Below are 24,756 nucleotides of genomic sequence, written 5' to 3'. Positions count from 1 at the left end.
ATGAAGATCCTCTTCGCCAGCCTCACCCAGGACGGCCACTTCAACCCGCTCACCGGGATCGCCGCGGCCGCCCAGGACGCGGGCCACGAGGTCGCGTTCTACACCGGAAGCCTCTACGCGGGGAAGCTCGGGCGCATGGGCGTCCGGCATGAGCCCTACCGGCGGGCCGTCGAGATCACGGCGGAGAACATCAACGAGGTCTTCCCCGAGCGCGTGAAGCTCAGCGGGCCTCGGCAGATCGCCTTCGACGGCCGGGCCATCTTCGCCGACAACGTGGGCCGGTTCTTCGAGGACCTGCGCGAGATCCACGGCGAGTTCCCCTTCACGGTCCTTGTGCACGACACCGGGTTCTTCGCTGCCGAGCTCGCCGTGCGCCTGCTCGGCGTCCACTCTGTGCCGGTCAACGTGATCGGGGACATCGAGAGCGACCCGGACGTGCCCCCGATGTTCTTCGGCTTCGGGCAGGCACGGAACCGGCTCGACCGCGCCAAGCACGCAGCTGCGCGCTACGTGTCCAACCAGGTAGTGTTCCGCCCGGCCAAGGTCCGCTACCGCGAGATCCTCGCGCAGCACGGGGTGCCCTTCAGCCTGCGGACTGTCATGACGGACCTGCCCTATCGCTACGCGACCGCCGTCATCCAGACCGGCACGCAGAGCCTCGACTTCCCGCGCAGCCGCGTCAATCCCAAGGTGCGGCACGTGGGTGCGCTCCTGCCGTGGCGGGACCCGGGCGGAGACCGGGGCGCCGATGTCCCGCTCGGCGGGTACCGGCGTCGGGCGCTCATCTCGCAGGGGACCATCGACACCGCGGACTTCGCCAAACTCGTGTACCCGGCCGTCGAGGCGCTGCGGGGGAGCGGCATGCAGCTGGTCGTGTCCACGGGACGGCAGCCGGCGGCGCCGGTGCGGGAGCGGATCGGCGGACCGGACGTCGTGGTCGAGGAGTTCGTCGACTTCGACGCTGTCCTGCCCGCCTCCGACGTCTACATCACCAACGGCGGACAGGGCGGGGTGCTCATGGCGATCGCGCACGGCGTGCCGATGGTGGTCGCCGGGCTCAACGAGGGCAAGGGGGACGTCAACGCGCGGCTCGCCTTCCGCGGCCTCGCCGAGGACCTGCGCACCGAGCGCCCGCGCGCCGAGGCGATCCGGGCCGCCGTCGACCGTGTGCTCGCCGACGACGCGATGCGCGCCCGCGTCGCGGCCGTGCGGGCCGAGCTCGCGGCGCACGACCCGCTCGCGGAGAGCATCGAGGTCATCGAATCCGTCGGCTCCCGCCTACAGCACCGCCCCTGATTTCTACCAATTGTAGAGCTGTGCGGTTGGTCACGAACGGCTCCCGGGGCGGACTGGTGCAGCGCGGAGGGACTAGAGTTGCCCCTTGGAGCATCAGGCCCGCCGTGGGGAGGCTCTCTGCGGCGCGTGCTCCGAGTCAGAACTACTTCGACGTAGAGGACACTGAACCGTGGACCTGTTTGAATACCAGGCGCGCGATCTGTTCGAGGCACACGGCGTTCCCGTGCTGGCCGGGATCGTTGCGCACACCCCCGAGGAAGCCAAGGCTGCTGCCGAGAAGATCGGCGGGGTTACCGTTGTCAAGGCCCAGGTGAAGATCGGCGGCCGCGGCAAGGCCGGCGGTGTCAAGGTCGCGAAGACCGCTGACGAGGCATTCGAGCACGCCACCAACATCCTCGGCATGGACATCAAGGGCCACACGGTCAAGAAGGTCATGATCGCCGCCGGTGCGGACATCGCCGAGGAGTACTACTTCTCGGTCCTCCTCGACCGCGCGAACCGCAACTACCTGGCCATGTGCTCGGTCGAGGGCGGCATGGAGATCGAGCAGCTCGCCGTCGAGCGTCCCGAGGCCCTGGCCAAGGTTCCCGTCGACCCGGCCGTCGGCATCGACGCCGCCAAGGCCGCCGAGATCGTCGAGGCCGCCGGCTTCGCCCCCGAGCTGCGCGAGAAGGTCGCGGCTGTCCTGGTCAAGCTGTGGGACGTCTTCAAGGGCGAGGATGCCACGCTCGTCGAGGTCAACCCGCTGGTCAAGACTGGTGCCGGGGACATCATCGCCCTGGACGGCAAGGTCTCCATCGACGAGAACGCCGGCTTCCGCCACCCCGAGCACGAGGAGCTCGTGGACAAGGAGTCCGAGGACCCGCTCGAGGCCAAGGCCAAGGCCCTGGACCTGAACTACGTCAAGCTCGACGGCGAAGTCGGCATCATCGGCAACGGCGCCGGCCTCGTGATGTCCACCCTCGACGTCGTGGCCTACGCCGGCGAGCGGCACGGCAACGTCAAGCCCGCGAACTTCCTGGACATCGGCGGCGGCGCCTCGGCCGAGGTCATGGCCAACGGACTCGGGATCATCCTCGGCGACGAGCAGGTCAAGAGCGTCTTCGTGAACGTCTTCGGCGGCATCACCGCGTGCGACGCCGTCGCGAACGGCATCGTGGGCGCGCTGGACAAGCTCGGCGACTCGGCGAACAAGCCGCTCGTCGTGCGCCTCGACGGCAACAACGTCGACGAGGGCCGCCGCATCCTCCACGAGGCGAACCACCCGCTGGTGACCCTCGCCGAGAACATGGACCAGGGCGCCGACAAGGCCGCCGAGCTCGCCAACTCGGGCGCTGCGAAGTAAGGGACGAGAGAAAAATGTCGATCTTCCTCAACAAGGACAACAAGGTCATCGTCCAGGGCATCACCGGCGGCGAGGGCTCCAAGCACACCGCCCGCATGCTCGCGGCCGGCACCAACATCGTGGGCGGCGTGAACGCCCGCAAGGCCGGCACCACGGTCTCCCACCACGACCAGCACGGCAACCCCGTCGAGCTGCCCGTGTTCGGCTCCGTCAAGGAGGCCATGGCCGAGACCGGCGCGGACACCTCCATCGTGTTCGTCCCGCCGGCCTTCACCAAGGACGCCGTGGTCGAGGCCATCGAGGCCGAGATCGGCCTCGTCGTGGTCATCACCGAGGGCGTGCCCGTGCAGGACTCCGCCGAGTTCTGGGCCCTCGCCCAGGCCACCAAGGACGCCGAGGGCAACCAGACCACGCGCATCATCGGCCCGAACTGCCCCGGCATCATCACCCCGGGCGAGGCCCTCGTGGGCATCACCCCGGCCAACATCACCGGCAAGGGCGGGGTGGGCCTCGTGTCCAAGTCCGGCACCCTGACCTACCAGATGATGTACGAGCTCCGCGACCTCGGCTTCTCCACGGCCATCGGCATCGGCGGCGACCCGGTCATCGGCACCACCCACATCGACGCGCTCGCCGCGTTCGAGGCCGACCCGGACACGAAGGCGATCGTCATGATCGGCGAGATCGGCGGCGACGCCGAGGAGCGCGCGGCCGAGTTCATCAAGAACAACGTCACCAAGCCGGTCGTCGGCTACGTGGCCGGCTTCACCGCACCCGAGGGCAAGACCATGGGCCACGCCGGCGCCATCGTCTCCGGCTCCTCCGGCACCGCCCAGGCGAAGAAGGAGGCCCTCGAGGCCGCTGGCGTCAAGGTCGGCAAGACGCCGTCCGAGACCGCCCACCTCCTCCGCTCGGTCTACCCGGTCCACCTCCCGGACAGCAACCTCTGAGGTTCTGACCCGGCCCACGACGGCGGCCGGTCGCCTTCCCGCGCGGAAGGTGACCGGCCGCCGTCGTGCTTCCTCGCCAGACCCGTCTGGGGGTCACGTCCTGAGGGGCACATCACGTGACTTTCAGGAGGTGACCTTCGGATGGGCTCCGCAGCTCAGGCGGGGCTGCGGCTCAGGCGGGGGCGAGGGTGCGGGCCGCGATCTTCTCCGCGACGAGTCGGGCGTCCCTGCCGACGCCGCCCACGAGGTGCGAGTACAGTCCGCGCTGGAAGAGGAGGCCCACGAAGAAGAGGCCCGGGATGCCGTCGGCCGCGCCGTCGGCCTGCAGCGGATAGCCGTCCGGCCCCACGGCGAGGGAGCGGACGAAGGAGTAGTCGTGGGTGTACCCGGTGCACCACAGGACGTTGGCCACGTCGAGCACCGTCCCGTCGTCGAGCTGGGGCTTGCCGTCGGCCACGCCCACCGTGCGGGCCTGCACGCGGTGGACCCCCGCGGCGTCGAGGTCGGCGCGCTTCGTGCGCACGAGCGGAGCGCTGCCTGCACGGATCGCGGGGCGCGCCTTGCGCCCTACCGGAGTCCGGAGTGTCAGGACGTAGTTCGCGAGGAACCAGAAGAGCGGCCCGCGGACGCGCTCGCCCCCCGGGATCTCCCCGGGATGGCGGCCGGATAGCCACGTCTCGTGGCCGGCCCGGACGGACTCCAGGGCGAGGTCCGCGCCCGAGGTGCCGGCACCGACCACCAGCACGGGCCCGGGCAGCAGCTGGCCGGCATTCCGGTAGCCGCTCGAGTGCATCTGGCGGATCCCGGGGTCGAGGGTCGCCGCGATGGCGGGAACCTTCGGCACGGCGTCGGCGCCGGTCGTGATCACGACGTTGTCCGCCCGCAGCTCGCCGTCGCTTGTCGCCACGCGGAACCCGCCGCCGTCGAGGGCCTCCACCGAGGTGACGCGGACGCCGGTGCGGATGCGGCCGCCGAGCGACGCAGCGTACGACTCGAGGTAGTCGCCGAGCTCGCGGCCGGTGGGGAAGGCCGACTTGGTCCCGGGGTACGGCATTCCCGGGAGGCCGTTGACGCGGGCCGGTGTGAAGAGCCGCAGGGAGTCGTAGCGCTCGCGCCACTGGTCGCCGATGCGGTCGCGGGCCTCGAGGACCACGCAGTCGAGGCCGGCGTCGGCGAGCCAGTGTGCCGTGGCGAGTCCGGCCTGGCCGCCGCCGACGATCACCGTGCCGATGCGGTGCTCCGCGGTGCTGGCTGCCGGGGCTTGGGTGGGGATGCGGGGCTGGGTGCTGGTCATGCCTCGACGGTACGGCCGCGGATGGGGGCGCCGCGTCGGGCGGATCGTGTATCCGGGAGGCCGGCGGTATGGGCATTTGTGTGCAGGGACGGGACCCCGCAACGGGTGGGACGGGACCCCGCAACAGGGGAGGGGAGGTCTAGACGAGGGAGTGGTCGTAGGCGTAGGCCGTGGCGGCCGCGCGCGAGGCGATGCCGAGCTTGGCGTAGATGTTCGCGAGGTGCCGGGCGACCGTCTTCTCGCTCAGGACGAGTTCCTTCGCGATGGCGCGGTTCGTGAGCCCAGCGGCCACGAGGCGCACGACCTCGACCTCCCGCTCGGTCAGGGGTACGGGCGACGGCGCGCGGCGCCACCCGCGGCCGGCGTCCGGCAGCGCCGCGAGGTCCGGCTGCGCGCCGAGCCGTTGGAAGGCCTCCCGTGCTGCGTCCACCTCGAGGGCTGCCGCCTCATCGTCCCCGAGTGCGGCGTAGCAGCGGCCGAGCGTCGCCCGCACGCGAGCTTCGGGATAGGGCATGCCGAGGTCGTGCCACGCGAGCGACGCGTCCCGCAGGCTCCGCACCGCCTGGGCCGCCTCGCCCGCGGCACAGCACACCGTGCCCTCCGCGGTGAGCGCGCGGGCGCGGGACAGGGCGGCAGCCGGCCCACCCGAGGGCCCGGCCCTCTCGGCCATGGCGGCAATCTCGGCCGCGCCGGCCCGAGCGGCATCGATGTCTCCGACGGCGGCCATGACCTCCACGTACGCCGGGAGGAACTCGGCGCGCTCGGACCGCCGCGTGAGCTCGAGGCTCAGCCGGCGGGCCGAGACGGCTGCCGCGTCCGCCCGCCCTTGGGCCAGGCGCAGGAGCATCAGCCCCGGCTCGGGGCGGCGCCCTGCGGAGTTCGCGAGGCGGTAGGCGTCCTCGGCGTCAGTGAAGCGCCCGGTGAGCCGGTGCATTTCTCCGAGCTGGTAGCCCGCCAGACCCGTGTCGGCGGGAAGGAGCCGCTGCACCGCCCGGTCGGCCTCTTCGAGTGCGCCGGACCAGTCGCCGTCGAGCATCTTCACCTGGGAGCGGTGCACGAGGCACTGCCCGCGGAAGGGCACGAGGTCGGGGTGCTGGGCGCACCAGTCGGTGGCGGCGGTCGTCCACTCGCGGGCGCGGGCGAGGTCCTCGGACCGCAGCGAGGCCGAGATCACCGAGCAGTAGGCCACTCCGTTCACGATCGGCGTGTTCACCTCGCCCGAGGTCACGGTCGCCATGGCCTCGTCGAGCTCGGCGAGGCCTTCGCCGGTGCTGCCGAGCCGCAGGAGGGCCCAGCCGGCGCTCAGGCGCGAGAAGACCTCCGTGTCCGTGTCCCGGGCGGGGCGTGCGAGCGCAATGGCCTCGCGCGACAGCTCGAGCGCGCGGCGCGTCTCGGCAGGGTCCGGTGAGGCGAGGGACCGGTGACCCAGGCCCGAGAGCAGCAGGGCGCGCTCGGCGCCGAGCCGGGACTCATCGACGATCCCCGCGAGCCGCCGGCCCCACGCCTCGGCGCGGGCCCGGTCCCCGCGGGTGTCGTGCGCGAAGGAGAGCCAGAAGGCGGCGCGGGCGGCAGCGGCGGCGTCGTCCGTCCCGAGGAAGTCGCGGAAGGCGCGGCCGAAGAGGTCGATGCTGCGGTCCTCGCGCCCCAGGAGGTAGGCGCTGAACGCGGTCAGCATGAGGTCGCTGCCGGGAAGCGGTGTGTCCGAGTCGGCGCGCTCGAAGGCCTCGAGGGCACGGGTCCAAGACCCTGCCTCGTACAGCCGCCGGCCGTCGGCTGCGAGCGGAACGGAGCTGGGGACCGCCACGCTTCGAGGATAGATCGGAGTAGGTTGGAGCTGAACTGCCGAGCCGGACCGCCGGGCTGATCCGCCGGGCTTCGCCCCGGTGCCCCCACACGACCAAGGAGCATCCATGCGCGCCACCATGATCCACGGAACCCGCGACATCCGGGTCGAGGACCGCCCCGACCCGGAGGTGCTGCTGCCCGGCGACGCCGTGGTCCGGGTGACGGCCGCGTGCGTGTGCGGCTCCGACCTCTGGCCCTACCGTGGAGTGCGCGAGGTGACGGAGCCGAAGCCGATTGGGCACGAGTTCGTCGGCGTCGTCGAGGCGGTCGGCGACGAGGTGACTGCCGTGAAGGCCGGCGACTTCGTCATCGCGCCCTGGGCCGTCTCCTGCGGGACGTGCCCGCCGTGCCGCAACGGCGTCCAGGTCGCGTGCGAGCACCGCGCCGCATGGGGCGGCAGCGACGAGCAGGGCCTCCCGGTGGACGGCGGACAGGGCGAGCGGGTCCGCGTTCCCTTGGCGGACGGCACACTCGTGGCCGTGCCGGGCGTGACCGACCCCGACGAGGCGCTCACCAAGAGCCTGCTGACGCTCTCCGACGTCATGGGCACCGGCCACCACGCGGCGGTCGCCGCCCACGTCGGGCCCGGCCGCAGCGTGGTGGTGGTGGGCGACGGCGCCGTCGGCCTCTCCGGGGTCCTCGCGGCCAGGCGGCTGGGCGCCGAGCGGATCATCGCAATGTCCCGGCACGAGGACCGCGCCGAGCTCGCGCGCCAGTTCGGCGCGACCGACGTCGTCGCCGAGCGTGGCGCGGAGGCGGCCGAGAAGGTCCGCGAGCTGCTCGGCGGAGTGCTCGCCGACTCCGTCCTCGAATGCGTGGGCACGAAGGAGTCGATGGACCAGGCGCTCCGCTGCACCCGCCCGGGCGGAAGCCTCGGGTTCGTCGGCGTTCCCGCCGGCGGCGCGGAGCTGCCCATCGGCACCCTGTTCTCGAAGAACATCTCCGTGGCCGGTGGCGCCGCCTCCACCCGTCACTACCTGCCCGAGCTGCTCGAGGACGTGCTCTCCGGAGACATCAACCCGGGCCTCGTGTTCGATTCGGTCATGCCGCTCGAGGAAGCCGCCGAGGCCTACAAGGCCATGGACGAGCGCCGCGCGGTCAAGGTGATGCTCGTCCCCGGGCTGCAGCGGTGACGCGCGACATCGGCTTTGAGGCGGCGCTCGAGGCTGCCCGGGCTGGGCTCGCGGAAGGTGGCATTCCCATCGGCGCCGCCCTCGTCCGCGGGGGCGAGGTCCTCGCCGTCGGGCGCAACGAGCGGGTCCAGAACGGGGACCCGATCGCGCACGGGGAGATGTCCGCGCTCCGTGCCGCGGGCCGGCAGGCCACCTACCGCGACACCGTCCTCTACACGACCCTCGCGCCGTGCGCGATGTGCGCAGGGACCATCGTCCAGTTCAAGATCCCGCGCGTCGTGGTCGGGGAGCAGCGCACCTTCCCCGGCGAGCTGGAGCTCCTGCGCTCGCGCGGGGTCGAGGTCGAGGTCCTCGACGATCCGCGGTGCGTGGAGATGATGGAGGCGTTCCAGCGGGATCAGCCCGCGCTCTGGGCCGAGGACATCGCCGAGTAGCCCGGTCCGCGACCGCGGGGTTCTCGCCGGTCCAGCGGGAGGCTGCCGTAGCAGTGTCCTAGCTGGCCGCAGCCGCGACCGGGCTGCCTCCGAGGCGCCGCGTGATGTCGCGGGCAGCCTGGGCGCACGCCTCCCCGAGCACCTGCAGGTGCTCGGGGGAGATGCGGAAGCGGGGGGCCGAGATGAGCACGGCGGCCACGACGTCGCCCCGGTGGTCGAAGACCGGTGCGGAGACGCCGACCTCCTCGACGGAGGTCTCGCCGTAGTTGAGGGCATACCCCCGCTGGGACACCTCGGCGAGGCGGCGCGCGAAGGCGTCCAGGCCGGCGTCGTCCGTCTCGGCCAGCGCGACGGTGCCCGCGCGGAGGAGCGCGCGTGCCCGTTCGGGCTGCTCCGCCGCGAGGAAGACCTGCACCGAGGCGGACACGGCGGTGCTGTAGCGGGTCCCGAGCGTCGTGGTGTGCTTGACCTGGTGCGGGCTCGGGATCTGCTCCACGGAGACGGCCTCCTGGCCGTTCCACTTCAGCAGCGCGCTCGTCTCCCCGGTCCGCTCCGTGAGTTCCCGCAGCACCGGGTACGCCACGCGGCGCTCGTCGAGGTCGGCCAGGAGGGGACCGGCGACGGCGATGAGCCCGAGGCCGAGCCGGTACCGCCGCGTCGGCTCGTCGCGCTCCACGAGCCCCTCCGACTCGAGCGTAGCCAGGATGCGGGAGACAGAGCTCTTGTGCAGCCCGACGCGGGCGGCGATGTCCGTCACCCCGATGAGGGGCTCGTCGACGCTGAAGCAGCGCAGCACCGCGATGGCATTCGAGATGGGGGACGACCCGCGCGCCTCAGCGGCCTCGCCGTTCACGCTTTCGATCATGGGACAACACCTTAGGGAATGAGGGATGCCTGGGGCCACACGGCGGGTGCGCGCACGACGGCGGGTGGGAGACCGCCGTCGTGCGCGCACCCGTTCTCAGGCACGTCAGTGGGCGAGCGGCCTGTTCGATGTCTCCTTCGCGCACAGGACGGCGACGAGGGAGACGGCAGCCGCGGCCACGAGGTACCACGCCGGGGCGAGCTTGGTGTGCATCATCCCGATGAGCAGGGTCGCCATGAACGGGGCGGTGCCGCCGAAGACCGCGTTGGACAGGTTGAAGCTCACCGCGAAGCCGGAGTAGCGGATGCGGGTGGGGAACAGCTCGGCGAGGAAGCTCGGGAGCGTGCCGTCGTTGAGGGTGAGCATCGCGCCGAGGGCGATCTGGACGAGGAGCACCATCGCGAAGCTGCCCGTGTCCAGGAGCATGAACGCCGGGACGGTGAAGAGGATGAACGCCACCGAGGCGGTCAGGAGCACGCGCTTGCGGCCGAACCGGTCCGACGCGAGGCCCGTGAGGAAGATGAAGCCGATGTAGGTCGTCAGCGCGATCGTCGTGGCGAAGAACGACTCCGTGGAGCCGAAGCCCAGCTCCTCGGAGAGGTAGGTGGGCATGTACGAGAGGATCACGTAGAAGCCCACGGCGTTCAGGAGCACCGCGCCGACGGCCAGGAGCAGCGCGCGCCAGTGCTTGGAGAACATGTCCTTGACCGGCGCGTGGGTGGTCTCGGCCTGGTCCTCGATCGCCCGGAATGCCGGGGTGTCCTCGAGCTTGGTGCGGATGTAGCGCCCGATCAGCCCCATCGGGGCCGCGAGCAGGAACGGGAGGCGCCAGCCCCACTCCGTCATCTGCTCGGGAGTCAGGACGATGGACAGGAGCGCGGCCAGGAGGGAGCCGAGCAGGAGGCCGGCGGCCGTGGAGGCGGGCACCACGGCGGCGTAGAGGCCGCGCCGGTTCGCGGGGGCGTACTCGACGAGGAATGCGGAGGCACCGGCGTACTCGCCTGCGGCGGAGAAGCCCTGCACGACGCGGACGGCCAGGAGCAGGATTGGCGCCCCCACACCGATCACCGCGTAGGACGGGATGAGCGCGATGCAGAATGTCGCGCCGCTCATGATCAGGATCGACAGGGACAGGGCGGTGCGGCGTCCGAGCCGGTCCCCGATGTGGCCCCAGACGAATCCGCCGAGCGGGCGGATGAAGAAGGAGATCGCGAAGACCGCGAACGTTGCGAGGAGGGCTGTCTGACGGTCCGTCTCCGGGAAGAAGGCCTGGGAGATCGTCGCCGCGAGGTACCCGTACACCGCGTAGTCGAACCACTCGACGAAGTTGCCGAAGAAGCTGCCCCACAGGACGCGGCGGCGTGCGTCTTTGCTGATGCCGTCGGCCTGCTGGATGTCGGAGGGGGCTGTGGAGTTCTCAGTGCTCAAAGGAAACCACCAGTATCTTGGGGTTGCGTTTAGCGCAACTCGATTGCACCAATGTAGGCTTCCCCGCGTCTGTGGTCAAGATCACCTGGCCATGTGACGCGTGAAACGCACCTCGGTTGCCTGCACGTACGACGACGGCGCCGCACCCCGCATGGGCGGGGTGCGGCGCCGTCGTGCGTGCCGGATCAGGCCTCGATGATGTTCTTCTCCGGGCCGAACGGGAACTTGGTGATGTTCTCGACCGAGTCCTCGCCGATCACGAGGATGTCGTGCTCGCGGTAGCCGCCCGCGCCCGGGAGGCCGTCGGCGACGGTGATCATCGGCTCCATGGAGACGACCATGCCCGGCTCGAGCACCGTGTCGATGTCCTCGCGGAGCTCGAGGCCCGCCTCGCGGCCGTAGTAGTGCGAGAGGACGCCGAACGAGTGGCCGTAGCCGAACGTGCGGTTGGGGAGGAGGCCGTAGCCGATGTAGATCTCGTTGAGCTCCGCGGCGATGTCCTTGCAGACGGCGCCCGGCTTGATGAGCTCGAGGCCGCGGCGGTGCACCTCGACGTTGATGTTCCACAGGCGCAGGCTCTCCTCGTCCGGCTGGCCCAGGAAGAGGGTGCGCTCGAGGGCCGTGTAGTAGCCGGAGGTCATCGGGAAGCAGTTCAGCGAGAGGATGTCGCCCTTCTCGAGCTTGCGGGTCGTGGCCCAGTTGTGGGCGCCGTCCGTGTTGATGCCCGACTGGAACCACACCCAGGTGTCGCGGACCTCGCGGTGCGGGAACGTCTTGGCGATCTCGTGGACCATGGCCTCGGTGCCGGCGAGGGCGACCTCGTACTCGGTGATGCCCTCGCGGATCGCGTTGCGGATGGCCTCGCCGCCCAGGTCGCCGATGCGGGCGCCGTGCTTGATGACCTCGATCTCCTCGGCGGACTTGATCATGCGCTGGCGCATGGCGTCCTGGGAGACGTCCAGGAGCGCGGCGCCGGGGAACGCGGCGGCGATCTTCTCGCGGGTCAGGGTCGGGAGCGCGTCGTCCTCGACGCCCAGGCGGGTGGCCCGGACGCCGCGCTGGCGCAGGGCCTCCTGGAGGCCGAAGTAGAAGTTGTCGCGGCGCCAGTCGGTGTAGACGATGTTCTCGCCGTAGGAGGTGCGCCACGGCATGCCCGCGTCGATGTTCGCGGTGACGGTGACCGAGTCGTCGGCGGTGACGACCAGGGCGTAGTTGCGGCCGAACGTCGTGTAGAGGAAGTCGGAGTAGTACTTGATGCCGTGGTAGCTCGTCAGGATGACGGCGTCGAGCTCCTTGGCGGCCATGATCTGGCGGAGGCCGCCCAGGCGGCGCTCGAACTCCGCGTCGGAGAACGTGAGCTTGCCCTTGGTGCCGTTGTGGAGCACCTTGAGGCGCTCGAGCTCGGCGACGCTGGTGGCGGACGTGGAAGCCGTGTCGACGGACATGGTGTCTCCTTCTCAGGGATCGTTGCGTGGTTGCGAGAAAGCCTTCGGTTGCGTTGATCGCAACCTCGTTGCATCAGACTAGCTGTGGTGGGCGTCACGGTCAAGCGACGTGCACTTTAGTTGCGATGAGCGCAACTTCGCGGTGGTCAGGGCCGGCTGACCTCGGCGGCGATGGACTCCGCGAGGGCCTTGGACGTGCGCTCGAGCAGGAGCTGCCCCGCCGCCTCCGAGGCGGCCTTGGCCGAGGACAGGCAGCCCGAGGCCGGGGTGAGCTCCGGCCGGACAGGGAGTACGTCGTATCGGGGCAGCTGGGCCGCCGGAAGGTCCATGACGCGGTCCAGCTGGACGAGGTGCGGATAGAGATGGAGCATGAGCGAGGTCTCCAGGACGCCGCCGTGCTCGACGTCCCAGCCCGGGAACGAGCCGCGGTAGATCTCCTCGATCGTCTCCTCGTCGACGAAGTCCCAGTAGGAGAGGAGGACGGCCGAGAGGTCCTGGCCGCGCAGGCCGAGCTCCGCGGTGGCCTGCTCGACTCCCTCGTAGATGAACTGGTAGTTCTCGAAGTGGCCGTTGAGGAAGATGATCCGCCGCGCCCCGTGCCGGGCGAACTCGAGCGTGAGCGTTCTGGCGATCGAGATGAGCGTTGTGCCGTCGAGGCTCGTCGTTCCGCCCAAGTGGTTGCCGCCGCCGGAACGCTGTTGCGACTTGTAGCCGTACACGATCGGGGCGGCGACGAGGCCTCCCAGCGAGGCCGCGAGGCGCTCGCCCATGGCCTTCGACAGCAGGACGTCGGTGTTGAGCGGCAGGTGCGGCCCGTGCTGCTCGATGGATCCGACGGGGACGATGACGGGGGCGCCCGAGGCGATTGCCTCCCGGTAGCTGAAGGCGTCGAGCTCCTCCATGAAGACGCTGGTGGCCATGGTTCCTCCTGGGTGCAGGGTGTGAAGGCGTGCTGAAGGGCGCCGGCGGCGGGGGTCGTGCCCCGCCGCCGGCGGAAGGTGGTGTCGCGGGACGCTAGGGGACCGTCGGTGCGGTGACCGGCGCGGTGGCCGGCACCTCGGGCGAGGTCGCCGACGACGCCGGGGACTCGCCGTCGTGCGCGGCGTTGCCGTGGGCCTCGAGGTACTCCTCGTCACGGATGTCGGTGCGGATGCCCAGCGGGACGCCGTGGTGGATCCGGTCGCGGAAGCGCGGGTAGCCGAGTGCGAAGTAGGTGCCGCCGGCGACCACGGTCCCGGCGAGCCAGGAGAGGTCGACGCCGCCCATCGCGGTGGCGATCGGGCCCTGGAAGATCGGGATCGCGCCGTACATGAAGAGCCAGGTCGCGAAGAGGCCCAGGGCGAAGGCGATGAGTGCGGACGGGTTCACCGCCTTGAGGTGGGTGTCGCGGGGGCTCATGAAGAGGTAGTCGAACTTCTTGTGGCGGCGCTCGAAGACGAAGTAGTGGACCGCCATGATCCCGCCCCAGGTCGCGACCCACGCCGCGATCGCGATGACCCAGGTGTCCAGGAGGGTTGCGAAGTCCTCGGCGAAGAGGAAGAGGATGACCGCGCACATCGAGAAGCAGCCGACGATGACCGAGATCTTCTTGCGGGAGATCCTGATGTCGAGTGCCTGGGTCGCGACGCCGAACGTGTAGAGGTTGATGATGTTCGTGGCGATCGGGCCGTGGATCACGAGCAGGATCACCGGGATGGCCATGGCGCCGAAGCTCTTGACGATGAGCTCGCCCGGGTCTGCGGTGCCGTTCATGGTCGCGAGGCTCGCGCCTAGGAGGCCCAGCCAGATGACCGGCAGGAACTGGCCCAGGACCGAGGTGAGGTAGAGCTTGCGGGCCGGGATCTTCTTGGACACGAACCGCGAGTAGTCGGGGGCGTAGGTGAACCAGCCGATGCCCCAGCCGATGCCGATGGCCGTCATGATCCCGGACATCGCGGCGATGCGCTCGCCGCCGGTGAGGACGGCGCCGGCGGGGCCCGCGTAGGACCAGTCGATGGGGAGCTGCGTCCACGCGATGATCGACATCGCGACGAGGACCAGGAGGGTGGGCGGCATGGTGATGCGCTCGAACTTGGCGATCGCGCCGTAGCCGCGGTAGCAGATGCCCACCTGGACGCTCATGATGATGGCTGCGACGGCGATCTTCCAGACGAGGTTCTCCTCGGCCGGGTCGACCCAGCCGATCATGCCGAACAGGGCCATGACGAGGTCCAGGATGACCCAGGTGTTCACTGCGGACCAGCCCACGGCGACGATCGCCTGGATGGCCGCGGGAATGTAGGCTCCGCGGCGGCCGAAGGCGCCGCGGGCCAGCAGCATGCCGGTCGCGCCGGTCTTCTGGCCGAGGAGGACGAAGAATCCGAACCCGACCATGCCGATGATGTTGCCGAGGACGAGCACGGTCATGGTGTCCGCGAGGCCGAGGCCCATGTTGATGCCCAGGGCGCCGAGGATCCAGTTGATGGGGGCTACGTTGGCCCCAGCCCAGATCCAGAACTGCCCGGAGACCTTGGTGGTGCGAGCGGACTCGGGGACGGGCTGCAGCACGTCTTCGACGACGTGCGTGGCGTCCTCAGTCTTGCTCTGAGTGCGAAGGCTCATGTGAGACTACTTTCTCGAAGGTATCGCTTGGGGGAGCGAGTAGCCGGCTGCCTTCAAGCGTAGATGTGCCCCACGTCACCACCTAGACTCGTTCTGTCGCCTGCAGTGCCTGTTGCGGGGGACACTCTGTCTCCTTCCGATGGGATTTGCCGTGGCCCTGCCTCTCACCGAAGTCCTCGCCAGCAGCGTGCTCGCCGTCGGCGCGCCGGTCGTGGTGGGCGGCGGTGCCGCGGTGGAGCAGGCACGCGTCCGATGGGTGCACTCCTCGGAAGTCCTCGAGATCGCTCCGCTCCTCTCTGGCGGCGAGCTCCTGCTCACCGGCGGGTCCGCCCTCCTCGCGCTCAAGCCGGCCGCGCAGTCCGAGTACATCTGGAGCCTGTCGAACCGGAGGGTCGCGGCGCTTGCCGTGCAGACGGCGGGAACCGGCAGGCGCCTGCCGTCCGAGCTCGTCGCTGCTGCGGACGAGGCGGCCTTGCCGCTCATCGAGCTCAGGCAGGTCGTGCCCTTCGTCGAGGTGGCCGAGTCCGTCAACCGGCGGATCGTCTCGGGCCAGGTCACGGCCCTCCAGCTCGCGGACAGCCTCTCGCAGGCCCTCACCGAGCGCATTGCCAACTCCGGCGCGCTGCTCGGCCCGCTCGTAGCGCTCATCGCCGAGACGATGGGGGTGTACGTGCGGGTGGTCGACACGCGGGGCGCCGTGCTCGCATCGGCCGGCCAGGAGCCGGGCGAGGGCGCGCACGGTCCCGACACCGAGCTCGCCGTCGGCGGGATCGGTGCAGCCCGGCTCGAGCTCATCGGGGGCCGCGACGCCGACGACGAGCTTCTCGAGACCGTACTCGCGCGGGTCCGCAGCATCGTGGCGCTCGCCCTGGCCCAGCAGCACCGCCCGAGCCTCGCGCGCCTCGCCGAGGACGAGCTCCTGCGGCTCATCGACGCCGGCGGCGGCGGCGACCGGCTGCTCGAACTCAGCCAGGCCGCCGGCATCCCTCCCGAGCAGCCGCTCGTCATGGCCGTGGTCCGCAGACCCGTCGACCGGTCCGCCGACATCGAGCAGCGGGCCCGCACCGCCCTTCCGTCGGCACTGCTGGCCGTCGACGGCGACTGGGTCGACATCCTCATGACCCTGCCGCCGGGCGCTGGGTCGCAGGACAGGGAGCGGGTGCTCGCAGTCCTGCGCGAGGCCGTCACGCCGCGGGGGCTCACGGGAGCCCTCGGCCCCACCGCCCCGACCATCCGCCAGGCGGCCTACTCCCTCGCGGAGGCCAGGGCGACGTGGCGGATCGGCCGGTCCTCGAAGTGGACCGACGCGATCCACGACGCGTCCGACTTCCTGGTGGAGCGGATGGCCGAGCGCTCGCTGTCCCGCGGGGCCGTCGACGCCATCGTGGAAGAGTCCATCGGCGAGCTCATCCGCCTCGACCAGCGCAACGGCGGCGAGCTCGTGCGGACGCTCGACGTGTGGATCACCACCGGGTGCAACGCCACTGAGGCGGCCGAGCTCCTCTTCCTCGAGCGCCAGTCGCTCCACAAGCGGCTCCGGCGGATCTTCTCGGCGCTGGGCGGGGACCCGCGGGGGCGGGGGAAGCTCGGGGCGCTCGCGTTCGCCGTCAAGCTGGTGCGCGGCAACGCCCAGCTCCGGGACGACGCCCGTCCCTGATCCCCCGCCGAGGTCACCCCGTGTGGGGTCGAGGTCACCCCGTGGGGAGCTGAGGTCACCCCGTGGGGAGCTTCAAGGTGTGACTTCGCCGTCAGAGGGGGTGACTTCGGCGGGGGTGTGCGCGGCCGAGGCGCGCGACGTCGTCGACCATCAGGACACCGATCCGCGGATCGAGCTCGAGCACCTCCCGCTCACCCTCGTGCCGGTCGTCGTGGCGCACGACGGCGCGGCGCTGCAGCTCCCGCTCGACGACGCCCGCGCGCTGGCGGCGGCTGAGCGGGAGGGCGTGAACCTGGAGGCGAAGGCGCGCGAAGCCCAGGCATGCGGCGAGCAGCCGGTCGCGTCAGGGATGGGGCGTGCCGTCTGACCCGACGGAGCGCGAAGACACTACGGTCTGGCCGTTCAGGAGCGATCCTGGGCGGCCGGACCTCCCATGAGTTCAGTGATCTCCTCGCCCGCGGCGATCACGGCCTTGACGAGCGCGGGGTCGGCGTCCGGGTCGAAGCGGAACGCGGGCCCGGAGATGCTCACGGCCCCGATGACCTCCCCGGTGTGCCCGAACACGGGCGCCGCGATCGCGTTGAGGCCCTCCTCGAGCTCGCCGCGGGTGGCGGCGTAGCCGAGCCGGATGATCTCGGGGAGCTGCTCGTCCAGCTGCTGGCGTGTGAGGGTGCGCGGTGTGAGCGCCTCGGGAGGGGCATCCCGCAGCACGTCGTCGCGCAGGCCCGGGTGCATGTAGGCGAGGAAGACCTTGCCGCTCGAGGTGGCGTGCAGGGGCGTGAGGTTGCCGATCCAGTCGAAGCTCGCGAGGTTGGTGGGGCCCATGGCCTGGTCGACGTTGACCGCGTACCCGCCGCGGAGCACGGCGAGGTTGACCGTCTCGCCGTACTGCTGCGCGAGGTCCTCGAGGACGGGCCTGGCTGCGTGGACGAGGCTGAGGCGGCGCGGGATCGAGCTCGCGATCCGCAGGAGGCCCACGCCCAACTGGTACTTCCCACGGCGGGAGCTCTGCTGCACGAAGCCGTGGGCCTCGAGCGCGCCGAGGATGCGCGACGCCGTCGACTTGTGCACGCCGATGCGGTCCGCGACGTCGCCGACGGCGGCGCTGCCCTCCCTGGCGAGGATCTCGAGGGCCTGGACGACGCGCTCTACCGCTTGGACGCCAGTGGCTGAGCGGCCCACTTCCGGATCATCGTCGCCGGATGTTCTGCTCATGGCCTGATTCTGCCAGACCTGTCGAGCTGGCCCCCGGAGTGCCGAGGTCACCGGGTGTGGTGCCGAGGTCACCCCCGTGTGGTGCCAGCCGAGATTTCCACGCTGCACTCAGCCCACGCACGACGACGGCCGGCACCTTCCGCGGGGAAGGTGCCGGCCGTTGTCCCTTGGTTCAGGTCGTTCTGGGTGCGGGCAAGGGGTGACCTCGGGCCCACACGGGGTGACTTCGGGCCCACACGGGGTGACTTCGGGCCCACACGGGGTGACCTCGGCGTCAGAGGGGGTGACGTCGGGTCAGTGGCCCCGGTCGATCCACTCCTGCAGGTGCGGGGCCTCGTCGCCGATCGTCGTCGAGTCGCCGTGGCCGGTGTTCACCACGGTCTCGGCCGGCAGCGTGAGCAGCCGGCCCTTGATGGACTCGATGATCGTTCCGAAGTCCGAGTAGGACCGCCCAGTCGCGCCCGGGCCGCCGGCGAACAGCGTGTCGCCGGTGAAGACCGTCCCGAGCGCCTCGGCGTAGAACGACACCGAGCCGGGCGAGTGGCCCGGCGTGTGCAGGGCGCGCAGCTCGGCCCCGCCCACGCTGAAGACCTCGCCGTCGGCGATCTCCGCGTCCGGCGCGGTTCCCGGGTACACGTCCTCCCACAGCATGAGGTCGCCGGGGTGAAGGAGTACGGGCGCCCCGACCTTGTCGGCGAACTCCCGCGCGTGGCGGATGTGGTCGTCGTGCCCGTGCGTGAGCAGCACCGCGGTCACGGTGCGGCCCGCGACGGCGTCGGCGACAGCCCCGGCGTCGTGCGCGGGGTCGATGACGATGGCCTCCGCGTCGTCGCCGACGATCCAGACGTTGTTGTCCACATCCCACGTGCCCCCGTCGAGCGAGAAGGTGCCGGAGGTGACCAGTCGCTCGATCCGAGCCGTCACAGCTCGACCACCGAGCGCAGGACCTCGCCGCGGTGCATCTTCTCGAACGCGGCCTCGACGTCGTCGAGCCCGATCCGCTCGGTCACGAACGCGTCCAGCGGCAGGCGGCCGAGCTTGAACTGCTCGACGAGCATCGGGAAGTCGCGGCTCGGGAGGCAGTCGCCGTACCAGGAGGACTTGAGCGAGCCGCCGCGGCCGAACACGTCCAGGAGCGGCAGCTCGAGGGTCATCTCGGGCGTCGGCACACCGACGAGGACCACGCGGCCGGCGAGGTCGCGCGCGTAGAACGCCTGCTTGTACGTCTCCGGGCGGCCGACGGCGTCGATCACCACGTCCGCGCCGAATCCGTTGGTGAGGTCGCGGATCGCCTCGACCGGGTCGGTCTCCTTCGACACCACGCCGTGCGTCGCGCCGAGGCCCTTGGCGAGCTCGACCTTGGCGGGGTCGAGGTCGACGGCGATGATCGTCGTCGCACCCGCGAGCTTGGCGCCGGCGATGGCGGCGATGCCCACGCCGCCGCAGCCGATGACGGCCACGGACTCGCCGCGCTTGACCTCGCCGGTGTTGATCGCGGCGCCGATGCCCGCCATGATGCCGCAGCCGAGGAGGCCGACTGCGGCGGGGTCGACGTCGTCGTCGATCTTCGTGCACTGCCCGGCGGCGACGAGCGTCTTCTCGGCGAAGGATCCGATCCCGAGGGCAGCGGTGAGCGGCGTGCCGTCCTTCAGGGTCATCTTCTGCGTCGCGTTGTGGGTCGCGAAGCAGTACTGCGGCTGGCCCTTGGCGCACGCGCGGCACTGGCCGCACACCGCGCGCCAGTTCAGGATGACGCGGTCGCCCGGCTTGAGGTCGGTCACGTCCGGCCCGACCGCCGAGACGACCGCGGTGGACTCGTGGCCGAGGAGGTAGGGGTAGTCGTCCCCGATCCCGCCGAGCTTGTAGTGCAGGTCCGTGTGGCAGACGCCGCAGGTGAGGACGTCGACGAGGGCCTCGCCCGGCCCCGGGTCCGGGACGAGGATCGTCTCGACCGTGGCGGGCGCGTTCTTCTCGCGCACGACGACGGCCCTCACCTCGTGCAGCTGCGTTCCGTGGGCGGTGGTGGTCATGAATGAACCTCCAGGTGGGTCTGAGGGACGGTGCCACAACGACCATAGCCGGTCGGGCGCGGGCGCATCGGCGCTCACGCCCCAGGTACACGTCTGATATATCTGACCAGCCTAGGGAGCCTTTGGCCTCTGGTCAACGCCCTGGCCGCAGCCCGTGTTTCGCGCCCGTGACATTCTTCTCCGGCCTCGCGAAAACGCTTGACAGCCCTCTGTGAAGCAGATCACTGTTGTGCATGCCGAAGCTTGTTGCATCTTTTGCAAGTGATGAAGGAGAAGGCATGCCCGCTGGAAAGAAACCCCCGGTTCAAGGAGCTGCGCACATCATGTCAGGCAAGCAGTACGACTACATCATCGTCGGCGGTGGCAGCGCCGGCTCGGTCCTGGCGGACAGGCTCAGCGCGGAGGGGGACCGCACCGTTCTCGTCCTGGAGGCGGGGCGCAGCGACTACCCGTGGGACCTGTTCATCCAGATGCCGGCGGCGCTGACGTTCCCCAGTGGGAACCCGCTGTACGACTGGCGCTACGAGTCCGACCCCGAGCCCTTCATGGGCGGCCGCCGCGTGGCCCATGCCCGCGGCAAGGTCCTGGGCGGGTCCAGCTCCATCAACGGGATGATCTTCCAGCGCGGGAACCCGCTGGACTACGAGCGCTGGGGCGCCGATGCGGGCATGGAGTCCTGGGACTTCGCACACTGCCTGCCCTACTTCAAGCGCATGGAGACCTGCCTCGCCGCAGCCCCGGAGGACCCGTACCGCGGCCACGAGGGCCCGCTGATCCTCGAGCGCGGCCCGGCGGAGAACCCGCTGTTCCAGGCGTTCTTCGACGCCGCCGTCGAGGCCGGCTACCCCCGCACCGAGGACGTGAACGGCTTCTGCCAGGAGGGCTTCGGCCCGTTCGACCGCAACGTGCACCGGGGCGAGCGCTACTCGGCCTCCCGCGGCTACCTCCGCCCCGCGCGCCGCCGGCCCAACGTCACCGTGCAGACCCTGTCCTTCGTCACCGGGATCGTCATGGACGGCACGCGCGCCACCGGCGTCCGCTACCGCCGGGGCCGGCAGGAGCACGTGGTCTCGGGCGGGGAGGTCATCCTGTGCGGGGGCGCGTTCAACACCCCGCAGCTGCTCCAGCTCGCAGGCATCGGCGACCCGGAGCACCTGCGCTCGGTCGGGGTCGCGCCCCGCGTCGCACTGCCCGGGGTAGGGGAGAACCTGCAGGACCACCTCGAGGTCTACATCCAGCACGCGTGCCTGCAGCCCGTCTCCCAGCAGCCGTCCCTGGACCTGTGGAGGATGCCGTTCATCGGCCTCCAATGGCTCCTGGGCCGCACCGGCCCGGCCTCGACCAACCACTTCGAGGGCGGCGGTTTCGTCCGCTCCAACGACGAGGTGGGCTACCCCAACCTCATGTACCACTTCCTCCCGGTGGCCGTGCGCTACGACGGGAAAAAGGCCGACGTCCAGCACGGCTACCAGGTCCACGTGGGCCCGATGTACTCCGACGCCCGCGGCCACCTGAGGATCCGCTCCGCCGATCCCGCCGAGCGCCCCTCCATCCTCTTCAACTACCTTTCCACGGAGCAGGACCGCCGCGAGTGGATCGAGGCCATCCGCGTCTCCCGCGAGATCCTCCGGCAGCCGGCCATGGCCCTGTTCAACGGCGGGGAGATCTCCCCCGGCGCCGCGGTCACCACCGACCAGGAGATCCTGGACTGGGTCGCCCGCGACGCCGAGACCGCCCTCCACCCCTCGTGCACCGCCAAGATGGGCCCCGACTCCGACCCCATGGCCGTCGTGGACCCCCTGACCATGAAGGTCCACGGCACCGAGGGCCTTCGCGTCGTGGACGCCTCCGCGATGCCCTACGTGACCAACGGGAACATCTTCGCCCCCGTCATGATGCTGGCCGAGAAGGCCGCAGACCATATCCTCGGACGCGCCCTCCCCGCCGAGGACCTCGCCTACCACCGCCACGAACTGGCCCAGACCGAGGAGGCAGCATGAGCGCCACCGTCCTGGATCCCGCCGCGACCGGACGCCACGCCGCCGCGGGCCGGGACTCCCGAGAGCCCGCGCTGAAGGTCGAGGGGCTGTGGAAGATCTTCGGGGCGAAGGCGGACAGGATCATCGGCACGCCCGACGAGCATCTGGGCCGCAAGGAGCTCCAGGCCAAGACCGGGTGCCTGGCGGCGGTGAAGGACGTCTCGTTCGAGGTCGCCCCTGGCGAGGTCTTCGTCGTCATGGGCCTCTCCGGCTCGGGGAAGTCCACGCTCGTGCGCCTGCTGACCCGGCTCATCGAGCCCACCGCGGGCACCGTCACGATCGACGGCGAGGACGTCACCCGGGCGGGCAGGGCCAGGCTGCGCCAGATGCGCCGGAACCACATGGCCATGGTCTTCCAGCAGTTCGGCCTGCTGCCGCACCGGAAGGTGATCGACAACGTGGCCTACGGCCTCGAGGTCCGCGGGGAGTCGAAGCCGAAGCGGCTCGCGAGGGCCCAGGAGATGGTGGACCTCGTGGGCCTGTCCGGCTACGAGGGCTCCTTCCCAGACCAGCTCTCTGGCGGCATGCAGCAGCGCGTCGGGCTCGCCCGCGCGCTGGCTGTGGACCCGCAGGTCCTCTTCTTCGACGAGCCGTTCTCGGCGCTGGACCCGCTGATCCGGCGCGACATGCAGAACGAGGTCTGCCGGCTGCACGAGGAGGTGGGCAAGACGATGGTCTTCATCACCCACGACCTCCAGGAGGCGCTCAAGCTCGGGGACCGGATCCTGATCATGCGCGACGGCGAGGTCGTCCAGATCGGCACGCCCGCCGAGGTCGTGGCGAACCCCGCCGACGACTACGTGCGCGACTTCGTCTCCGACGTGCCCCGCTCGCACGTGCTCACGCTGCGCTACGTGGTCCGGCCCCCGCGCGCCGGCGAGTCCCTCGAGGGCCCGGTCATGCAGGCCGACTGCGTGGTGCGGGACGCAGCCAGGCAGGTCCTTGCCTCGGCGCTGCCGGTGAGGGTGTTCGAGGGGGAGCGGTTCCTGGGCGTGGTCGACGACGAGGACGTCCTCCGCGTCGTCGTCGCCGAGGAGCCCGCCGTCCTGGGCGGCGCTGCGGCGGCCGCGGCCGGGGGTGCGGCATGAGCACCGTCACCACGGACCGCGCGGACGCGGCGGTGCCGGCGCCCGCCGGTGCGCGGGAGCGCGCGGCCGAGCCCGCCACGCGGCCGCCGGCACGCACCGGCGCGCTGCGCCGCCACTGGCGCGCGGCCGTCCTGGGCGCCGTCGTCCTCGCCTGGCTCCTGACGTGGGCGGCCCTGCGGGGCACCCAGACCCTCGAGCTGGGAGGTGCCGAGCGGACCGATGTCCACACGTGGCTCAACGGCCTCCGGGACAGCTTCGACGCCGCGCGGGGCACCTCGGCCGTGTTCGAGTACCTCATCCAGCCGGTCACCGACGGACTCAACGGTGCCGTCGCCTTCCTCCAGCACCTGCTCAGCCAGCCCTCAGCGGTGCGGCCCGTGCCCGAGATCGGCTGGCTCGGCGTCGTCGCGCTCCTGGCCTGGGCGACGTTCGCGGCCGCCGGCATCCGCTCGATGCTGCTCGTGGCGGCGTGCGTGCTGCTGTTCGGCTTCTTCGGCTACTGGCAGCAGAGCATCGACACGCTCATCGTGACGTTCGTTGCTGTCGCCATCTGCGCGGTCGTCGGGCTCCCGCTGGGCGTGCTCATGGCCCGCAACCGCAGGGCCGCCGCGGTCGTCACCCCGGTGCTGGACCTCATGCAGACCCTCCCCTCGTTCGCGTACCTGGCCCCGCTCGCCCTCGTGTTCGGGATCGGCCCCGCCGCGGCCATCGTGACCACGATCATCTACTCGCTGCCGCCGCTCGTGCGCATCACCGAGCACGGCATCCGCGCCGTCTCCCCGGTCACGCTCGAGGCCGTGGAGTCCATGGGCGGGACCGCATGGCAGACCCTGCTCAAGGTCCAGCTGCCCATGGCGCGGCGCACGATCGTCGTCGGGATCAACCAGTGCACGATGGCCGCGCTCTCGATGGCCACCATCGCGACGCTCATCAACGGCCCCGGACTCGGAGGACCCGTGATCCAGGCCCTGCAGTCCCTGGACGTCGGTTCGGCGTTCGTCTCGGGGCTCGCGATCGTGCTGATGGCGATCATGCTGGACCGCACGACGACGGCCGCCTCCGAGCGCTCGGGGATCGAGGCCCGCGTCCAGCGCGGGACGGCCGCGACCGGGATGCGCGGCCGGCGCGGGAGGAGGATCGCCGTCGTCGTCGGGGCCGTGGTCGTGGCCGTCGCCGTCTACCTCTCCCGCACCTACCTCGCGTTCGCCCAGTTCCCCGCCTCACCGGACCTCGGCGGCCCGCTCGCCAAGGCGGTCTCGGGCGCGACGGACTGGACGGTCGGGACGTTCTCGGGCTTCACGAACTGGCTCCGGGAGGCCGTCACCGCGGCTCTGGTCAACCCGCTCGAGTCGCTCCTGGCGCAGTCGCCGTGGTGGGCGATGGCGCTGGTGCTGCTCGCGCTCGCCTTCACCCTCGGCGGCTGGCGCCCGGCAGCCGTGACCGTGGCCTGCGAGGCCGTGATCCTGGGCACCGGGCTGTGGAACGAGAGCATGAAGACCCTCGCCACCACGCTCGTGGCCACCCTGCTCGTGGTCGTCGCCGCGGTCGCCGTGGGCGTCTGGATGGGCAGGAGCAGGCTCGTCGACTCGGCCATCCGCCCCGTCCTGGACGCGTTCCAGACCATCCCCCCGTTCGTGTACCTCGTCCCCGCCCTGGCCCTGTTCGGCCCGACCCGCTTCACCGCCATCGTCGCCGCCCTGGCGTACGGCGTCCCGATCGCTACCAAGCTGGTCGCCGACGGGATCCGGGGGGTCTCCCCGGTCACCGTGGAGGCTGCCGAGTCCATGGGAACGACCGGGTGGCAGATGGTCTCCCGCGTCCAGCTGCCCATGGCCCGCGCCGCGGTCGTCCTGGCCGCCAACCAGGGCCTGCTCTACGTCCTCGCGATGGTCGTCGTCGGCGGCCTCGTCGGCGGCGGGGGCCTCGGCTACCTCGTCGTCTCCGGCTTCTCCCAGGGCCAGCTCTTCGGCAAGGGCCTGGCCGCCGGAATCGCCATCACCGCACTCGGAGTCATGCTCGACCGCATCGCCCAGCACGCCGCCGCCCGCTACGGCCGCGTCTAGTCCCACAGAACTCCCCCCACGAAGGAAA

General features: G+C 70.9%; 20 protein-coding genes. 10 read left to right on the top strand and 10 right to left on the bottom strand.

Annotated elements, in window-relative coordinates; translation table 11 throughout:
* From ACQ5BE_RS11535 to sucD, 3 genes are all read left to right on the top strand, one after another.
* Complete coding sequence (locus ACQ5BE_RS11535; protein WP_430297157.1) at window positions 1–1,296, top strand: glycosyltransferase; 1,296 nt, start codon at window positions 1–3, stop codon at window positions 1,294–1,296.
* A 169-nt stretch (window positions 1,297–1,465) separates the two neighbouring features.
* Window positions 1,466–2,641, top strand: a complete 1,176-nt coding sequence (gene sucC, locus ACQ5BE_RS11530) for an ADP-forming succinate--CoA ligase subunit beta (RefSeq protein ID WP_344300678.1) — start codon at window positions 1,466–1,468, stop codon at window positions 2,639–2,641.
* Window positions 2,642–2,655: 14 nt separating this feature from the next.
* Complete coding sequence (gene sucD / locus ACQ5BE_RS11525; RefSeq protein ID WP_430297156.1) at window positions 2,656–3,591, top strand: succinate--CoA ligase subunit alpha; 936 nt, start codon at window positions 2,656–2,658, stop codon at window positions 3,589–3,591.
* Between the two features lie 172 nt (window positions 3,592–3,763).
* On the opposite strand, the gene ACQ5BE_RS11520 is transcribed toward sucD, so the two are convergent.
* Window positions 3,764–4,885 (bottom strand): flavin-containing monooxygenase, encoded by a 1,122-nt coding sequence (locus ACQ5BE_RS11520; protein ID WP_430297155.1) that lies wholly within the window; start codon window positions 4,883–4,885, stop codon window positions 3,764–3,766.
* 139 nt (window positions 4,886–5,024) lie between these two features.
* On the bottom strand, window positions 5,025–6,689 hold the full coding sequence (locus tag ACQ5BE_RS11515) for a helix-turn-helix transcriptional regulator (protein ID WP_430297154.1): 1,665 nt from the start codon (window positions 6,687–6,689) through the stop codon (window positions 5,025–5,027).
* Between the two features lie 106 nt (window positions 6,690–6,795).
* Here ACQ5BE_RS11515 and ACQ5BE_RS11510 point away from each other — a divergent pair, with 106 nt between their 5' ends.
* A complete protein-coding gene (locus ACQ5BE_RS11510) occupies window positions 6,796–7,863 on the top strand; it encodes a zinc-dependent alcohol dehydrogenase family protein (RefSeq protein ID WP_430297153.1) in 1,068 nt (355 codons plus the stop codon).
* Window positions 7,860–8,297, top strand: a complete 438-nt coding sequence (locus tag ACQ5BE_RS11505) for a nucleoside deaminase (protein ID WP_413250051.1) — start codon at window positions 7,860–7,862, stop codon at window positions 8,295–8,297. Before ACQ5BE_RS11510 ends, ACQ5BE_RS11505 begins: the two co-directional genes overlap by 4 nt.
* A gap of 58 nt (window positions 8,298–8,355) precedes the next feature.
* Here the strand turns inward: ACQ5BE_RS11505 and ACQ5BE_RS11500 are convergent, their stop codons facing one another.
* From ACQ5BE_RS11500 to ACQ5BE_RS11480, 5 genes are all read right to left on the bottom strand, one after another.
* Window positions 8,356–9,162: an IclR family transcriptional regulator gene (locus ACQ5BE_RS11500; RefSeq protein ID WP_208711741.1), complete on the bottom strand. Its 807-nt coding sequence runs from the start codon at window positions 9,160–9,162 to the stop codon at window positions 8,356–8,358.
* A 105-nt stretch (window positions 9,163–9,267) separates the two neighbouring features.
* Window positions 9,268–10,590, bottom strand: coding sequence for an MFS transporter (locus ACQ5BE_RS11495; protein ID WP_208711742.1), 1,323 nt, complete (start codon window positions 10,588–10,590; stop codon window positions 9,268–9,270).
* Between the two features lie 185 nt (window positions 10,591–10,775).
* On the bottom strand, window positions 10,776–12,035 hold the full coding sequence (locus ACQ5BE_RS11490) for an aminopeptidase P family protein (RefSeq protein WP_430297152.1): 1,260 nt from the start codon (window positions 12,033–12,035) through the stop codon (window positions 10,776–10,778).
* Window positions 12,036–12,181: 146 nt separating this feature from the next.
* Window positions 12,182–12,955: a creatininase gene (locus ACQ5BE_RS11485; RefSeq protein WP_430297151.1), complete on the bottom strand. Its 774-nt coding sequence runs from the start codon at window positions 12,953–12,955 to the stop codon at window positions 12,182–12,184.
* 94 nt (window positions 12,956–13,049) lie between these two features.
* Window positions 13,050–14,636, bottom strand: a complete 1,587-nt coding sequence (locus ACQ5BE_RS11480) for a purine-cytosine permease family protein (protein ID WP_430297150.1) — start codon at window positions 14,634–14,636, stop codon at window positions 13,050–13,052.
* 151 nt (window positions 14,637–14,787) lie between these two features.
* Between ACQ5BE_RS11480 and ACQ5BE_RS11475 the strand changes: the two genes are divergently transcribed.
* Together ACQ5BE_RS11475 and ACQ5BE_RS11470 are read left to right on the top strand one after the other, a co-directional pair.
* The gene (locus tag ACQ5BE_RS11475; protein ID WP_344300688.1) at window positions 14,788–16,293 is read left to right on the top strand and encodes a PucR family transcriptional regulator; all 1,506 of its coding nucleotides are present in this window, start codon (window positions 14,788–14,790) and stop codon (window positions 16,291–16,293) included.
* A 79-nt stretch (window positions 16,294–16,372) separates the two neighbouring features.
* On the top strand, window positions 16,373–16,660 hold the full coding sequence (locus ACQ5BE_RS11470) for a hypothetical protein (RefSeq protein ID WP_430297149.1): 288 nt from the start codon (window positions 16,373–16,375) through the stop codon (window positions 16,658–16,660).
* Window positions 16,661–16,695: 35 nt separating this feature from the next.
* On the opposite strand, the gene ACQ5BE_RS11465 is transcribed toward ACQ5BE_RS11470, so the two are convergent.
* From ACQ5BE_RS11465 to ACQ5BE_RS11455, 3 genes are all read right to left on the bottom strand, one after another.
* Window positions 16,696–17,508: an IclR family transcriptional regulator gene (locus ACQ5BE_RS11465; protein WP_430297148.1), complete on the bottom strand. Its 813-nt coding sequence runs from the start codon at window positions 17,506–17,508 to the stop codon at window positions 16,696–16,698.
* Window positions 17,509–17,802: 294 nt separating this feature from the next.
* Entirely contained in the window at window positions 17,803–18,432 is a 630-nt protein-coding gene (locus ACQ5BE_RS11460) for an MBL fold metallo-hydrolase (protein ID WP_430297147.1), read from the bottom strand.
* Window positions 18,429–19,538, bottom strand: a complete 1,110-nt coding sequence (locus ACQ5BE_RS11455; RefSeq protein ID WP_430297146.1) for an S-(hydroxymethyl)mycothiol dehydrogenase — start codon at window positions 19,536–19,538, stop codon at window positions 18,429–18,431. The genes ACQ5BE_RS11460 and ACQ5BE_RS11455 overlap by 4 nt, the downstream gene beginning before the upstream one ends.
* Window positions 19,539–19,861: 323 nt before the next feature.
* Here ACQ5BE_RS11455 and betA point away from each other — a divergent pair, with 323 nt between their 5' ends.
* Genes betA through ACQ5BE_RS11440 form a run of 3 tightly spaced genes read left to right on the top strand, consistent with a single transcriptional unit; the run spans window position 19,862 to window position 24,728 of the window.
* Entirely contained in the window at window positions 19,862–21,538 is a 1,677-nt protein-coding gene (betA, locus tag ACQ5BE_RS11450) for a choline dehydrogenase (protein WP_430297145.1), read from the top strand.
* Window positions 21,535–22,665, top strand: coding sequence for a quaternary amine ABC transporter ATP-binding protein (locus ACQ5BE_RS11445; RefSeq protein WP_430297144.1), 1,131 nt, complete (start codon window positions 21,535–21,537; stop codon window positions 22,663–22,665). The genes betA and ACQ5BE_RS11445 overlap by 4 nt, the downstream gene beginning before the upstream one ends.
* Complete coding sequence (locus ACQ5BE_RS11440) at window positions 22,662–24,728, top strand: ABC transporter permease subunit (RefSeq protein WP_430297143.1); 2,067 nt, start codon at window positions 22,662–22,664, stop codon at window positions 24,726–24,728. Before ACQ5BE_RS11445 ends, ACQ5BE_RS11440 begins: the two co-directional genes overlap by 4 nt.
* Window positions 24,729–24,756: the final 28 nt, after the last annotated feature.

The sequence above is a fragment of the Sinomonas sp. B1-1 genome, assembly GCF_050474465.1.
Taxonomy (GTDB): domain Bacteria; phylum Actinomycetota; class Actinomycetes; order Actinomycetales; family Micrococcaceae; genus Sinomonas; species Sinomonas flava.
This window is presented reverse-complemented; position numbering and strand designations above follow the sequence as displayed.

Bases quoted from the DNA above. Each gene is read 5' to 3' on its own strand.
- ACQ5BE_RS11535 (WP_430297157.1), top strand. From the start codon at position 1: ATGAAGATCCTCTTCGCCAGCCTCACCCAGGACGGCCACTTCAACCCG.
- sucD (WP_430297156.1), top strand. From the start codon at position 2,656: ATGTCGATCTTCCTCAACAAGGACAACAAGGTCATCGTCCAGGGCATC.
- ACQ5BE_RS11520 (WP_430297155.1), bottom strand. From the start codon at position 4,885: ATGACCAGCACCCAGCCCCGCATCCCCACCCAAGCCCCGGCAGCCAGC.
- ACQ5BE_RS11510 (WP_430297153.1), top strand. From the start codon at position 6,796: ATGCGCGCCACCATGATCCACGGAACCCGCGACATCCGGGTCGAGGAC.
- ACQ5BE_RS11500 (WP_208711741.1), bottom strand. From the start codon at position 9,162: ATGATCGAAAGCGTGAACGGCGAGGCCGCTGAGGCGCGCGGGTCGTCC.
- ACQ5BE_RS11490 (WP_430297152.1), bottom strand. From the start codon at position 12,035: ATGTCCGTCGACACGGCTTCCACGTCCGCCACCAGCGTCGCCGAGCTC.
- ACQ5BE_RS11485 (WP_430297151.1), bottom strand. From the start codon at position 12,955: ATGGCCACCAGCGTCTTCATGGAGGAGCTCGACGCCTTCAGCTACCGG.
- ACQ5BE_RS11480 (WP_430297150.1), bottom strand. From the start codon at position 14,636: ATGAGCCTTCGCACTCAGAGCAAGACTGAGGACGCCACGCACGTCGTC.
- ACQ5BE_RS11465 (WP_430297148.1), bottom strand. From the start codon at position 17,508: ATGAGCAGAACATCCGGCGACGATGATCCGGAAGTGGGCCGCTCAGCC.
- ACQ5BE_RS11455 (WP_430297146.1), bottom strand. From the start codon at position 19,538: ATGACCACCACCGCCCACGGAACGCAGCTGCACGAGGTGAGGGCCGTC.
- betA (WP_430297145.1), top strand. From the start codon at position 19,862: ATGTCAGGCAAGCAGTACGACTACATCATCGTCGGCGGTGGCAGCGCC.
- ACQ5BE_RS11445 (WP_430297144.1), top strand. From the start codon at position 21,535: ATGAGCGCCACCGTCCTGGATCCCGCCGCGACCGGACGCCACGCCGCC.
- ACQ5BE_RS11440 (WP_430297143.1), top strand. From the start codon at position 22,662: ATGAGCACCGTCACCACGGACCGCGCGGACGCGGCGGTGCCGGCGCCC.